We start from the raw sequence: 14616 nt of genomic DNA on the forward strand, positions 1-14616 counted from the left end.
GGGTTGGCGATGGCACAGGACCACAGGCCACAGCCTTCAGGGGGAGGAACGATGGCGGACACCTTCGGACCGATGCGGGACGGGGACGCCGACGACGTTGTCATCGGCGTGGACCCGGACGCGGGCTCTGCACGCAAGGAGCCGATCAGAGTCCTGGTGGTGGACGACCACGCCCTCTTCCGGCGCGGCCTGGAGATCGTGCTCGCCGCCGAGGAGGACATCCAGGTCGTCGGCGAGGCGGGCGACGGGGCCGAGGCCGTCGACAAGGCCGCCGACCTGCTGCCCGACATCGTGCTGATGGACGTCCGCATGCCCAGGCGCGGCGGTATCGAGGCCTGCACCTCCATCAAGGAGGTCGCCCCCAGCGCCAAGATCATCATGCTGACGATCAGCGACGAGGAGGCCGACCTCTACGACGCGATCAAGGCGGGCGCGACCGGATACCTCCTCAAGGAGATCTCGACCGACGAGGTGGCCACGGCCATCCGCGCGGTGGCGGACGGGCAGTCGCAGATCAGTCCGTCGATGGCGTCGAAACTCCTCACCGAGTTCAAGTCGATGATCCAGCGCACCGACGAGCGCCGGCTGGTACCCGCGCCCCGGCTCACCGACCGGGAGCTGGAGGTGCTCAAGCTCGTCGCCACGGGCATGAACAACCGTGACATCGCCAAAGAGTTGTTCATCTCCGAGAACACCGTGAAGAACCACGTCCGCAACATCCTGGAGAAACTGCAGCTGCACTCCAGGATGGAGGCCGTGGTCTACGCGATGCGCGAGAAGATCCTGGAGATCCGCTAGCGCCTGTCGGCCGGCGCCCGTCCCACGGCTCCTATCCGAGCAGCCCGGCCAGTTCCCGGGTGAGGGGCTCGCGCAGTTCGGGTGCGTCCACGCGTTCGACGCGCACGTCGGTGCAGTCGACCCAGGAGGCCGCCTCGACGAGGGCTTGCGCGACCGCCGGGACCGCCTTCACACCGTCCAGGGTGACCTGCCTGGCCACCAGCGTCCGGCCCTCGCGGGCCGGGTCGACACGCCCGACCAGCCGGCCGCCCGCGAGCACCGGCATCGCGAAGTAGCCGTAGACCCGCTTCGGCTTGGGGACGTACGCCTCCAGGCGGTGGGCGAAGCCGAAGATCCGCTCCGTGCGCGCCCGCTCCCAGACCAGTGAGTCGAAGGGGGACAGCAGCGTGGTGCGGTGCCGGCCGCGCGGAGGGGTCGCCAGGGCCGCCGGGTCGGCCCAGGCCGGCCTGCCCCAGCCCTCGACCTCCACCGGCACCAGACCCGAGTCGGCGATGACCGCGTCGACCTGCTCGCCCTTGAGGCGGTGGTAGTCGGCGATGTCCGCGCGGGTGCCGACGCCGAGGGCCTGGCCGGCCAGCCGCACCAGACGGCGCAGGCACTCGGCGTCGTCCAGCTCGTCGTGGAGCAGGGCGTCCGGGATGGCGCGCTCGGCGAGGTCGTACACCCGCTTCCAGCCGCGCCGCTCCACGCACACCACCTCGCCGTACATCAGCGCCCGCTCCACGGCGACCTTGGCGCCCGACCAGTCCCACCAGTCGCTCGTCCTCTTCGCGCCGCCCAGCTCCGTGGCGGTCAGCGGGCCCTCGGTGCGCAACTGCTTGATGACCTGGTCGTAGGCGCCGTCGGGGAGTTCGTGGTTCCAGTGCGGGCGGTCGCGGTAGGCGCGGCGGCGGAAGGCGAAGTGCGGCCACTCCTCGACGGGGAGGATGCACGCCGCGTGCGACCAGTACTCGAAGGCGTGGGCGCCCGTCCAGTACGCGCTCTCCACGGCCTTGCGGCCGACGGCGCCGAGGCGCGCGTACGGCACGAGCTCGTGGGAGCGGGCGAGGACCGAGATCGTGTCGAGCTGGACCGCGCCGAGGTGGCGCAACACTCCGCGGACGCCGGCGCGCCGGTCGGGCGCGCCGAGCAGGCCCTGGGCCCGCAGCACGATCCGGCGGGCGTCGTCCGCGGTGAGGGTGGCGAGGGGGCGCGGAAGGGTGGTCATGCGTCGGACGATAGAGGCTGCCACTGACAGCCCGCCACGGGCTGCGCCTTCCTCAGGAACGGGCGGGCAGGTACGGCGCGGTCGAGGGCAGGCCCAGGTCCGAGGGGAGCAGGGAGCCGATCCAGCAGTCCCGGCGCACGCCCTTGTTGTCGAGGCCGGAGCGCAGGGTGCCCTCCAGGGTGAAGCCCGCGCGTTCGGCCACCGCCCGGGAGGCGTGGTTGCCGACCTCGGCGCGCCATTCGACCCGGTCGACGCCGACCTCGGTGAAGGCCCAGCGGCAGGCGGCGAGCGTGGCCTCGGTGACGTAGCCGCGGCCGCGGTGCTCCCTGGCCGCCCAGAAGCCGATCTCGGCCGTGCCCAGGGAGCGCATGGTCAGGGCGAGCATGCCGGCCAGTTCACCGCCGGTCAGGAATACGCCGAAGGTGAACACGGATCCCTGGGCCCAGCCGTCGGGCACGGTCCGCTCCGTGAAGCCGGTGGCGTGCTCGGGCAGATAGGGAGCGGGAACCAGCGTCCAGCGCTGGATGTCGGGGTCCTGCGCGGCCGCGTACACCGCGTCGGTGTCGTCGGGCCCGACGGTGCGCAGCAGGAGACGGTCCGTGGTGAGCGTGACGGGTTCCATCGGCCGATTCTGCTCGGCACGCCCGTGCGGAGCCATTCCTTTTCCTGTCGCGTGACGGGCCGATCACGTTTCGTGCGAATCCGTGTCCCGATGCGGCACTATCCGCATAGGCCGTCCGTTGTCCCGGTGGAGCACCCGTCGGGCCGCCGGGCCTCCCGGCGCAGCCGGGTCCTCGCATACGATGGCCGTTGCTCAGTTACGCAGAAGGAAAACCGACCGTCCCAGGCCCGACCGGCAAGGAGACCAGCCCCCGTGTCCGTCCTCTCGAAGATCATGCGTGCAGGCGAAGGCAAGATCCTGCGCAAGCTGCACCGCATCGCGGACCAGGTCAACTCCATCGAAGAGGACTTCGTCGACCTCTCCGACGCCGAGCTGCGGGCCCTCACCGAGGAGTACAAACAGCGGTACGCCGACGGTGAGAGCCTGGACGACCTGCTCCCCGAGGCGTTCGCCACCGTGCGCGAGGCCGCCAAGCGCGTCCTCGGCCAGCGCCACTACGACGTGCAGCTGATGGGCGGCGCCGCGCTCCACCTCGGCTATGTGGCCGAGATGAAGACCGGTGAGGGCAAGACCCTCGTCGGCACGCTGCCCGCGTACCTGAACGCCCTGTCCGGAGACGGCGTCCACCTCATCACGGTCAACGACTACCTGGCCGAGCGCGACTCCGAGATGATGGGCCGCGTCCACAAGTTCCTGGGCCTGAGCGTCGGCTGCATCCTCGCCAACATGACGCCGGCTCAGCGCCGCGAGCAGTACGCGTGCGACATCACCTACGGCACGAACAACGAGTTCGGCTTCGACTACCTGCGCGACAACATGGCGTGGTCGAAGGACGAGCTGGTGCAGCGCGGCCACAACTTCGCCATCGTCGACGAGGTCGACTCCATCCTCATCGACGAGGCCCGGACGCCGCTGATCATCTCCGGCCCGGCCGACCAGGCCACCAAGTGGTACGGCGACTTCGCCAAGCTGGTCACGCGCCTCAAGCGCGGTGAGGCCGGCAACCCCCTCAAGGGCATCGAGGAGACCGGCGACTACGACGTCGACGAGAAGAAGCGCACGGTCGCCATCCACGAGTCCGGTGTCAGCAAGGTCGAGGACTGGCTGGGCATCGACAACCTCTACGAGTCGGTGAACACCCCGCTGGTGGGCTACCTGAACAACGCCATCAAGGCGAAGGAGCTCTTCAAGAAGGACAAGGACTACGTCGTCATCGACGGCGAAGTCATGATCGTCGACGAGCACACCGGCCGTATCCTCGCCGGCCGCCGCTACAACGAGGGCATGCACCAGGCGATCGAGGCGAAGGAAGGGGTGGACATCAAGGACGAGAACCAGACGCTCGCCACGATCACCCTGCAGAACTTCTTCCGCCTCTACAAGAAGCTCTCCGGCATGACCGGTACGGCGATGACCGAGGCCGCCGAGTTCCACCAGATCTACAAGCTCGGCGTGGTCCCGATCCCGACGAACAAGCCGATGATCCGCAAGGACCAGTCGGACCTCATCTACCGCACCGAGGTGGCCAAGTTCGAGGCGGTCGTCGACGACATCGCCGAGAAGCACGAGAAGGGTCAGCCGATCCTGGTCGGCACCACGTCCGTCGAGAAGTCGGAGTACCTCTCGCAGCAGCTCAGCAAGCGCGGCATCCAGCACGAGGTGCTGAACGCCAAGCACCACGAGCGTGAGGCGCAGATCGTCGCCCAGGCCGGCCGCAAGGGCGCCGTGACCGTGGCCACGAACATGGCCGGCCGCGGTACGGACATCAAGCTCGGCGGCAACCCCGAGGACCTCGCCGAGGCGGAGCTGCGCCAGCGCGGCCTCGACCCCGAGGAGCACATCGAGGAGTGGGCCGCGGCCCTGCCGGCCGCCCTGGAGCGGGCCGAGGCGGCGGTCAAGGCGGAGAAGGAGGAGGTCGAGGCGCTCGGCGGGCTGTACGTGCTGGGCACCGAGCGGCACGAGTCCCGCCGGATCGACAACCAGCTGCGCGGTCGTTCCGGCCGTCAGGGCGACCCCGGCGAGTCCCGCTTCTACCTCTCCCTCGGCGACGACCTGATGCGGCTGTTCAAGGCGCAGATGGTTGAGCGCGTGATGTCGATGGCGAACGTGCCGGACGACGTGCCGATCGAGAACAAGATGGTCACGCGCGCGATCGCGTCCGCGCAGTCGCAGGTCGAGCAGCAGAACTTCGAGACCCGTAAGAACGTCCTGAAGTACGACGAGGTGCTCAACCGGCAGCGCGAGGTCATCTACGGCGAGCGCCGGCGCGTCCTGGAGGGCGAGGACCTGCATGAGCAGATCCACCACTTCATGGACGACACCATCGACGCGTACGTGGCCGCGGAGACCGCCGAGGGCTTCCCCGAGGACTGGGACCTGGACCGGCTGTGGGGCGCGTTCCGGCAGCTGTACCCGGTGAAGGTCACCATCGAGGAGCTGGAGGAGGCGGCCGGCGACCGGGCCGGCCTGACCGCCGAGTTCATCGCGGAGTCCATCAAGGAGGACATCCACGAGCAGTACGCGGCCCGCGAGGCGCAGCTCGGCTCCGAGATCATGCGTGAGCTGGAGCGCCGGGTCGTGCTGTCGGTCCTGGACCGCAAGTGGCGCGAGCACCTCTACGAGATGGACTACCTCCAGGAGGGCATCGGTCTGCGCGCGATGGCGCAGAAGGACCCGCTGGTCGAGTACCAGCGCGAGGGCTTCGACATGTTCACCGCCATGATGGAGGGCATCAAGGAGGAGTCCGTCGGCTACCTGTTCAACCTGGAGGTCCAGGTCGAGCAGCAGGTCGAGGAGGTCCCGGTCGAGGACGCCCAGCCGGTGGCCGAGGGCGTGCAGGACACGGTGCCGGCCCAGGCGGGCGCGCGTCCGGAGATCCGCGCGAAGGGGCTGGACGTGCCGCAGCGGCGCCAGCTGCACTTCTCCGCGCCGACGGTGGACGGCGAGGGCGGTGTCGCCGAGCGTGACCTGGAGGACGACGAGCCGGTGCGCTCGGAGTCGGACGGGCTGACGCGGGCCGAGCGCCGCCGGCAGGCGAAGGGCGGCCGCCGCCGCAAGAAGTAGCGGCGCTCCAGCCGTCGGACGGGGCCGGGTCTCCTGCGGGGCCCGGCCCTGTCGCGTCGAGGCCGAGGTACGGTCCCCCCCGCCGCGCGGCCCCGGCGCCGGCACGCGTGCGGGGGCCGTCGTTCCCAGGGCCGGGGTTTCAGCGACAGGGACGTTGCCGCCCTCGGGCGGCTGCCGGAGCGGTACGGGCCCGGACGGCTGCCCTCGGGCCGGCCCCGCCGGTACGGGGGCGGGTCCTCGTTCCTGGGGGACCGGTCATCCCCGTGTGGGGGGGGGCCGCGCCGCCGCTCCCGGACGGCTGCCGGAGCGGTACGGATGCGGACGGCTGTCCTCGGGCCGGCCGCGCCGGTACGGGGGCGGGTTCTCGTTCCTGGGGACCGGCCATCCCCGTGTCGGGGGCCGCGCTGCCGCTCCCGGACGGCCGTCCGAGCGGTACGGCTGCGGACGGCTGGGTTAGGTGCCGCCCCGCCGGCACGGGCGTCGTCCCCGGGGTCCGGGCTTACCGCGCGTGCCGCTTCGCCGTATCCGGGCGGCCTCCCGAGCGTCACGGCTCTGCTCTCCCGTGCCGGCCCCGCGGGCATGTATGCGGGGGCTGCCGTCCCCGGGGGGCCGAGGTTCCTCCGCCGGGGCCGCGTCGCGCTCGGGCTGCTGCCGGCACGGGAGCGCAGAGTGCAGTTCCCCGAGGTTGGGGAGACCTGCCGGGCTGCCGGATCCGGGCGCTGCCGGAGTGGTACGGGCCCGGAGGGCTGTCCTCCGGGCTGGCCCCGTCGGCACGGGAGCGGGCTCTCGTTCCCGGCGGACCGGAAATGCCCGCGTCGGGGCCGGGGAGCGACGGGTGTCGTTCCCCGGGGTTCGGGGAGACCTGCCGGGCCCGCCGGAGCGGGACGGGCCCGGCGGCTGTGCTCCGGTGCGTTCCCGTCGGCACGGGAGCGGAGGCTCCGGAGGGTCCTGCCGCGTCGCTGCACCTGGGCGGCGGCCGCGGTGGCCTCCGCGGGTGCCAGCCCCAGTGGGGTGGGGTCCGCGGCTGCCCGGACTGTCGGCACTACCGTGTGGCCGTTTCCACCGCCGTGCAGCGCCAGCGGAGGTCCTTGCCGCGTTCCAGGCGGAAGGCCAGGGCTCGCAGCCGGTCCCCGGCGGTGATGCGGGCGAACACCTCCAGCGCGCCGTCGCTCGGGACGTAGTAGCCGATGTCGTGGACGGCCGGGCGGGAGCCGGGGGTGCGCAGCGGGGTGCGTTCGGCGAGGCGGGTCAGGTCGTCGTAGGCGCGGCCCGCGGTGTGGCGGAGCATCCAGTGGACGGGCCGCTGGCCGCTCAGGACGGCCAGCAGGCGCTCCGCGAACAGGTCGGTCGGGCGGGGCTGCCGCAGGGCCGACTCGGGCCCGGTACCGGCCGTCCCGGCGGGGACGGCGGCGGCCGCCGGCCGGCTGGGCGTGCGCGGCGGTGCGCCGCCGGGACGGCGGGTGTCGCGGCGGGTCGGCGGGCGGTGACGCGTGCGGGGGCGGTGCTGGACGGTGCGGACGGTGCGGCTCATGACCTTGTTCATGGGGTCCCCGTTCGGCGGGCCGAGGTGATACCGGGCGGTAACTAGCTGGTGGGGCTCTTGTACGGGGCGCGGGAGGGACCGGCAAGGAGGACGCGGCGGCCGGGGAAGGGCCGGAGAAGTCACCTATCCGAGGGACGCGGGGCGCCCGGAACCGTGCGGTCGGGCGGCCGGGGAGGGTGAGCCGGGCGGTACGGGGTGGACGTCCCGGAGGGTGCGGGCAGGGGCTCGAAAGGGGACCTGCGCACGTATCCTGAAGGCCCTCCGGAGACGCGCCAGCCGCTCTCCGGGAGCCCAGCGGAGCCCTTGACCAGGAAAGAGCGGCCAGCATGCGCGTCTACGTCCCCCTGACCCTCCCCGCTCTCGCCGAGGCGCACAGGACGGGTGAGCTGGGGACCGGCCCCTTCGTCGCGTACGCCGTGACACCCGCGCTGCGCGAGTGGTACCTCTCCGAGGACATCGAGGAACTGGAGTACGCGGCGCTCGGCCGGGCCGCGCTGGCCTCGCTGCGGATGCTGGCGGCGGACCGGGACGCGGCACGGCGCCGGGTCGTGGTCGCCGTCGACGTGCCCGACGGCGCGGCGAGCGCCGACCCGGACCGGGGCCTCGAACCGTCGGCCCTCGGGGAGGTGACGGTGACCGTGACGGTGCCGCTGGCGAAGGCGGCCTCCGTGCACGTCGACGCCGACGACGCGGAGGCGGACGTGGCCGCGGCGGCGGAGGCGCTGGAGGCGGCGGACGGCGGGGACGACGACGCGCAGTTCGTCGTGGACGGCGCGGAGGACCACGAGCTGCTGTGGTACGCCACGCAGGAGATCGAGCACCTGGTCGGACGCGGCTGACCGGTCGCACGGGGCCGGCCCGGGCGGCCGCCGGACGCGAAGGGGGCCGGAGAAGGAGGCCGTGGGCGCCGGCGGGCGCGGGTACGGTCTGGGGCATGGGGATGCAGGCGAACGCGCACATCGTCTGGGACTGGAACGGGACGCTGTTCCACGACAACGACGCGATCATCGGGGCGACGAACGCGGCCTTCGGCGAGCTGGGCCTCGCGCCGATCACACTGGAGCAGTACCGGTCGCTGTACTGCGTGCCGGTGCCGAAGTTCTACGAGCGGCTGCTCGGCCGGCTGCCGACCGACGCCGAGTGGGAGCTGATGGACGGCATCTTCCACCGGTACTACGCGGAACACCGGGTGCGCTGCGGGCTCACCGAGGGCGCGGCGGAGCTGCTGGCCGGGTGGCGGTCGGCGGGGCACAGCCAGTCGCTGCTGAGCATGTACGGGCACGAGGAGCTGGTGCCGCTGGTGCGGGGCTTCGGGATCGAGGAGCACTTCCTGCGGGTCGACGGGCGCACCGGGCCGTCCGGCGGCAGCAAGGCCGAGCACATGGTGCGGCACCTGGAGGCGCTGGCGGGGGTCGTGGAGCCGGAGCGGACCGTGGTGATCGGGGACGCGGCGGACGACGCGGTCGCGGCGCGGCACGTGGGGGCGCGGGCGGTGCTGTACACCGGGGGCTCGCACAGCCGGGCCGGCCTGGAGGCCGCGGGCGTGCCGGTGGTGGACACCCTGGCCGAGGCGGTCGCGGAGGCCCGGCGGGCGGTGGCCTGACCGGGGTGGTGGCCTGACCGGGGCGGTGGCCTGACCGGGGCGGCGGCGGCCCGCGGCGCCCCGGATCGCGGTCGCGGAGACCCGGCGGACGGCGGGACCGCGGGCGGGGCCGGGCGGCGCGGGCAAGCGCGCCGCCGGGCGTCGGCGGACCCGGCCGCCCGCGACCGGCGTCGGGCTGCCGGTGTCGGGCTGCCGGCGACCGGTGGGGACCGGTTACGTCACCCCCGTACGGGCCGCGCTGTGCAGAACGTCAAACTTGGCCCCCCGGTTTTGTACACATACGGCTCATGACGGGCCCCCGGTGCGGGGCGATAGCCTTGTGGCGTGATCAGCGCGATATCCCGCGGGCGCGATGCCGCTCCCGCCCTGCGCCCGGGCCGCACGGAACACCTCCGTGACCGGGCGGCGGTCGCTGGTCCTCGCGGGCGGGACGGGGGCGCGGACGCCCCCAGGACGCCGAGCACGCTCCGGGAGGCGGCGGTGCCGAGAGCAGCGTCACAGCCGGAGGACGTGCCGAGAATGGCCGAATACCCCCCGTTCATCTCACCTCGCGGCATAGCGTCGGACCGGACCGGATACCCCGGGCCGTGGCGTCGAGCCGGAGGGAAAGACACCGTATTTCCTTCTACGTCACGCAACGGCGCGCGACAGGAGCCAGAGGACAATGCAGACCAAGCTGGACGAAGCCAAGGCCGAGCTGCTCGAGAGGGCCGCGCGGGTAGCTGAGAACAGCCCGGCCGGGGGGCACCTACCGACCGGGACGACGAGCGAGGGCACCCCCGGCACCCCGGACGGCGAGACCCTGCTCGCGTTCCTCCAGCGCTACTACCTGCACACCGCCCCGGAAGACCTCACCGACCGCGACCCGGTCGACGTCTTCGGCGCCGCGGTCTCGCACTACCGCCTCGCCGGCAACCGCCCCCAGGGCACCGCGAACGTCCGGGTGCACACCCCGACGGTGGAGGAGAACGGCTGGACCTGCAGCCACACCGTGGTCGAGGTCGTCACCGACGACATGCCCTTCCTGGTCGACTCGGTCACCAACGAGCTGACCCGTCAGGGCCGCGGCATCCACGTCGTCATCCACCCGCAGTTCGTGGTCCGGCGCGACGTGACCGGCAAGCTGATCGAGGTGCTGCCGACCGCGCCCACCGGCGACCTCCCGCACGACGCGCACGTCGAGTCCTGGATCCACGTCGAGATCGACCGGGAGACCGACCGCGCCGACCTCAAGCAGATCGCCGCCGACCTGCTGCGCGTCCTGTCCGACGTCCGCGAGGCCGTCGAGGACTGGGAGAAGATGCGGGAAGCCGCGATGCGGATCGCCGGCGACCTCCAGGACGAGCCCGTTCCCGGCGACCTGCCCGGCCCCGAGGTCGAGGAGGCCCGCGAGCTGCTGCGCTGGCTGGCCGACGACCACTTCACCTTCCTTGGGTACCGCGAGTACCAGCTGCGCGACGACGACACGCTCGCCGCCGTCCCCGGCACCGGTCTCGGCATACTGCGCTCCGACCCGCACCACGCCGAGGAGGACCAGCACCCGGTCAGCCCCTCCTTCGAGCGGCTCCCGGCCGACGCGCGCGCCAAGGCCCGCGAGCACAAGCTGCTGGTGCTGACCAAGGCCAACAGCCGGGCCACCGTGCACCGGCCGTCGTACCTGGACTACATCGGCGTCAAGAAGTTCGACGCGGACGGCAACGTCGTCGGCGAGCGCCGCTTCCTCGGTCTGTTCTCCTCCGCGGCCTACACCGAGTCCGTGCGCCGCGTCCCGGTGATCCGCCGCAAGGTGGACGACGTGCTGCGGCGCGCCGGGTTCTCGCCCAACAGCCACGACGGCCGCGACCTGCTGCAGATCCTCGAGACGTACCCGCGCGACGAGCTGTTCCAGACGCCGGTCGCCGAGCTGCAGTCCATCGCGACCAGCGTGCTGTACCTGCAGGAGCGCCGCCGGCTGCGGCTGTACCTGCGCCAGGACGAGTACGGCCGCTACTACTCGGCCCTCGTCTACCTCCCGCGCGACCGCTACACCACCGGCGTCCGGCTGCGGATCATCGACATACTGAAGGAGGAACTGGGCGGCATCAGCGTCGACTTCACCGCCTGGAACACCGAGTCGATCCTGTCCCGGCTGCACTTCGTGGTCCGGGTGCCGTCCGGCACCGAGCTGTCGCACCTGTCCGACGCCGACAAGGAGCGCATCGAGGCCCGGCTGGTCGAGGCCGCCCGGTCCTGGGCGGACGCCTTCGCCGAGGCGCTGACCGCCGAGGTCGGCGAGGAGCGCGCGGCCGAGGTGCTGCGCCGCTACAGCCACGCCTTCCCCGAGGGCTACAAGGCCGACCACAGCCCGCGCGCCGCGGTCTCCGACCTGGTCCACCTGGAGCAGCTGGGCGAGGACCGGACCTTCTCGCTGAGCCTGTACGAGCCGGTGGGCGCGGCCCCCGACGAGCGCCGCTTCAAGATCTACCAGAAGGGCGGCTCGATCTCGCTGTCCAAGGTGCTGCCGGTGCTGAGCCGGCTCGGCGTCGAGGTCACCGACGAGCGGCCGTACGAGCTGCGCTGCACGGACCGCACCACCGCCTGGATCTACGACTTCGGTCTGCGCATGCCGAAGTCGCTCGGCGGCTCCGGCGGCGACTACCTGGGCGACGACGCCCGCGAGCGGTTCCAGGACGCGTTCGCCGCGACCTGGACCGGCAAGGCCGAGAACGACGGCTTCAACGCGCTCGTGCTCAGCGCCGGGCTGACCTGGCGGCAGGCGATGGTGCTGCGGGCCTACGCCAAGTACCTGCGGCAGGCCGGCTCGACGTTCTCGCAGGACTACATGGAGGACACCCTCCGCAACAACGTCCACACCACCCGCCTCCTCGTCTCCCTGTTCGAGGCGCGGATGTCCCCGGACCGGCAGCAGGCCGGGATGGAGATCACCGACGCCCTGCTGGAGGAGCTGGACGCGGCCCTGGAGCAGGTGGCCAGCCTGGACGAGGACCGCATCCTGCGGTCCTTCCTGACCGTCATCAAGGCGACCCTGCGCACCAACTTCTTCCAGGAGGCGGCCGGCGGCCGGCCGCACGACTACGTCTCCATGAAGTTCGACCCGCAGGCCATCCCGGACCTGCCCGCGCCGCGCCCGGCGTACGAGATCTGGGTGTACTCGCCGCGGGTCGAGGGCGTGCACCTGCGTTTCGGCAAGGTCGCGCGCGGCGGCCTGCGCTGGTCGGACCGGCGGGAGGACTTCCGCACCGAGATCCTCGGCCTGGTCAAGGCGCAGATGGTGAAGAACACCGTCATCGTGCCGGTCGGCGCCAAGGGCGGCTTCGTCGCCAAGCAGCTGCCCGACCCGAGCGTGGACCGCGACGCGTGGCTGGCGGAGGGCATCGCCAGCTACAAGACGTTCATCTCGGCGCTGCTCGACATCACCGACAACATGGTGGCCGGCGAGGTCGTGCCGCCGCAGGACGTGGTCCGGCACGACGGGGACGACACCTACCTGGTGGTCGCCGCCGACAAGGGCACCGCGACCTTCTCGGACATCGCCAACGGGGTCGCCGAGACCTACAACTTCTGGCTCGGCGACGCCTTCGCCTCCGGCGGCTCGGCCGGCTACGACCACAAGGGCATGGGCATCACCGCGCGCGGCGCGTGGGAGTCGGTCAAGCGGCACTTCCGCGAGCTCGGCGTGGACACCCAGTCCGAGGACTTCACGGTCGTCGGCATCGGCGACATGTCCGGTGACGTGTTCGGCAACGGCATGCTGCTGTCCGAGCACATCCGCCTGGTCGCCGCCTTCGACCACCGGCACATCTTCATCGATCCGGACCCGGACGCGGCCGTCTCCTACGCCGAGCGCCGCCGCCTGTTCGAGCTGCCCCGCTCCAGCTGGGCCGACTACAACACGGAGCTGCTGTCGGCGGGCGGCGGGATCTTCCCGCGCAGCGCCAAGTCGATCCCGCTGAACGGCCACATCCGCCAGGCGCTGGGCATCGAGGAGAAGATCTCCAAGATGACCCCGGCCGACCTGATGAAGGCGATCCTCAAGGCGCCGGTGGACCTGCTGTGGAACGGCGGGATCGGCACGTACGTGAAGGCGTCGTCGGAGTCCAACGCGGACGTCGGCGACAAGGCCAACGACGCGATCCGCGTCGACGGCGCCGACCTGCGCGTCAAGGTGGTCGGCGAGGGCGGCAACCTGGGCCTGACCCAGCTCGGCCGCATCGAGTTCGCCATGCACGGCGGCAAGATCAACACCGATGCGATCGACAACAGCGCCGGCGTGGACACCTCCGACCACGAGGTGAACATCAAGATCCTGCTGAACGGCCTGGTCGCGGACGGCGACATGACCGTCAAGCAGCGCAACAAGCTGCTCGCCGAGATGACCGACGAGGTCGGCGCGCTGGTCCTGCGCAACAACTACGCGCAGAACACGGCCCTGGCGAACGCGCTGTTCCAGGCCAAGGACATGCTCCACGCGCAGCAGCGGTTCATCCGCCACCTGGTGCGCGAGGGCCACCTGGACCGGGCGCTGGAGTTCCTGCCGACCGACCGGCAGATCCGCGAGCGCCTCGCCCAGGGCCAGGGCCTGACCGGCCCGGAGACGGCCGTGGTCCTGGCGTACACCAAGATCACGGTCGCCGAGGAGCTGCTGCACACCTCGCTGCCCGACGACCCGTACCTGCGCGGGCTGCTGCACGCGTACTTCCCGACGGCCCTGCGCGAGCGCTTCGCCGACGCGATCGACAACCACCCGCTGCGCCGCGAGATCACCACGACCGTGCTGGTCAACGACACGGTCAACACCGGCGGTACGACGTATCTGCACCGTCTGCGCGAGGAGACGGGCGCCTCGCTGGAGGAGATCGTCCGCGCCCAGACCGCGGCCCGTGCGATCTTCTGCTCGGCGCCGGTGTGGGACGCGGTGGAGGCGCTGGACAACAAGGTCGACGCGGCCGTCCAGACCCGCATCCGGCTGCACTCGCGCCGCCTGGTGGAGCGCGGCACGCGCTGGCTGCTCAACAACCGGCCGCAGCCGCTGCAGCTCGCCGAGACGGTCGAGTTCTTCGCCGAGCGGGTGGAGCGGGTCTGGCAGGAGCTGCCGAAGCTGCTGCGCGGCGCGGACCTGGAGTGGTACCAGCACGTGTACGACGAGCTGTCCGCGGCCGGCGTCCCGGACGAACTCGCCACCCGGGTGGCCGGTTTCTCCTCCGCCTTCCCGGCGCTGGACATCGTCTCGGTGGCCGACCGCACGGGCAAGGAGGCGCTGGACGTCGCCGAGGTCTACTACGACCTCGCCGACCGGCTCGGGATCACCCAGCTGATGGACCGCATCATCGAGCTGCCCCGCGCCGACCGCTGGCAGTCCATGGCCCGCGCCTCCATCCGCGAGGACCTGTACGCGGCCCACGCGGCGCTCACCGCGGACGTCCTCGCGGCGGGCAACGGCACCTCGACGCCGGAGCAGCGGTTCAAGGCCTGGGAGCAGAAGAACGCCGCGATCCTCAGCCGCGCCCGCACCACCCTGGAGGAGATCCGCAGCTCGGACTCCTTCGACCTCGCCAACCTGTCGGTGGCGATGCGCACGATGCGGACGCTGCTGCGCACGCACTCGTAGCCGTACGGCACCACGGGCGCCCCGGGCACTGCGCGGCCCGGGGCGCCCGTGTTCTCACCGCCGGCGCCCGGCGTGCGGGTTATCCACCGTTTCCTGCTCATCGGGGTGATTCGGATAGGGTCGGCGGTGTGACGATGCCGACCGCGCCGTCTGACACCGAAACGGTGAGCCG

The 14616-nt window shown here is 71.9% G+C and carries 8 protein-coding genes; 5 read left to right on the plus strand and 3 right to left on the minus strand.

Features of this window, described 5'->3' with window-relative positions; translation table 11 throughout:
- Positions 1–51: 51 nt before the first annotated feature.
- Positions 52–798: a response regulator transcription factor gene (locus ABZ261_RS26770; RefSeq protein ID WP_356863443.1), complete on the plus strand. Its 747-nt coding sequence runs from the start codon at positions 52–54 to the stop codon at positions 796–798.
- Between the two features lie 31 nt (positions 799–829).
- Here ABZ261_RS26770 and ABZ261_RS26775 read toward each other — a convergent pair whose 3' ends face one another.
- Both ABZ261_RS26775 and ABZ261_RS26780 read right to left on the minus strand, forming a co-directional pair.
- On the minus strand, positions 830–2005 hold the full coding sequence (locus ABZ261_RS26775; RefSeq protein WP_356863445.1) for a crosslink repair DNA glycosylase YcaQ family protein: 1176 nt from the start codon (positions 2003–2005) through the stop codon (positions 830–832).
- Between the two features lie 52 nt (positions 2006–2057).
- Positions 2058–2627, minus strand: a complete 570-nt coding sequence (locus ABZ261_RS26780) for a GNAT family N-acetyltransferase (RefSeq protein WP_356863447.1) — start codon at positions 2625–2627, stop codon at positions 2058–2060.
- A gap of 252 nt (positions 2628–2879) precedes the next feature.
- Here ABZ261_RS26780 and secA point away from each other — a divergent pair, with 252 nt between their 5' ends.
- Positions 2880–5690: a preprotein translocase subunit SecA gene (gene secA / locus ABZ261_RS26785; RefSeq protein WP_356863449.1), complete on the plus strand. Its 2811-nt coding sequence runs from the start codon at positions 2880–2882 to the stop codon at positions 5688–5690.
- A 1042-nt stretch (positions 5691–6732) separates the two neighbouring features.
- On the opposite strand, the gene ABZ261_RS26790 is transcribed toward secA, so the two are convergent.
- A complete protein-coding gene (locus ABZ261_RS26790) occupies positions 6733–7233 on the minus strand; it encodes an Rv3235 family protein (RefSeq protein WP_356863451.1) in 501 nt (166 codons plus the stop codon).
- Between the two features lie 326 nt (positions 7234–7559).
- Between ABZ261_RS26790 and ABZ261_RS26795 the strand changes: the two genes are divergently transcribed.
- The 3 genes from ABZ261_RS26795 to ABZ261_RS26805 all read left to right on the plus strand — a co-directional run bounded on the left by ABZ261_RS26795 (position 7560) and on the right by ABZ261_RS26805 (position 14444).
- Positions 7560–8072 carry a hypothetical protein gene (locus ABZ261_RS26795; protein WP_356863453.1) on the plus strand — a complete coding sequence of 171 codons (513 nt, stop codon included), beginning with the start codon at positions 7560–7562 and terminating at the stop codon, positions 8070–8072.
- Between the two features lie 95 nt (positions 8073–8167).
- Positions 8168–8836 carry an HAD family hydrolase gene (locus ABZ261_RS26800; RefSeq protein WP_356863455.1) on the plus strand — a complete coding sequence of 223 codons (669 nt, stop codon included), beginning with the start codon at positions 8168–8170 and terminating at the stop codon, positions 8834–8836.
- Positions 8837–9500: 664 nt separating this feature from the next.
- Positions 9501–14444 carry an NAD-glutamate dehydrogenase gene (locus ABZ261_RS26805; protein WP_356863457.1) on the plus strand — a complete coding sequence of 1648 codons (4944 nt, stop codon included), beginning with the start codon at positions 9501–9503 and terminating at the stop codon, positions 14442–14444.
- Positions 14445–14616: the final 172 nt, after the last annotated feature.

Source organism: Streptomyces sp. NPDC006193, from assembly GCF_040613915.1.
Classification (GTDB): Bacteria; Actinomycetota; Actinomycetes; order Streptomycetales; family Streptomycetaceae; genus Streptomyces.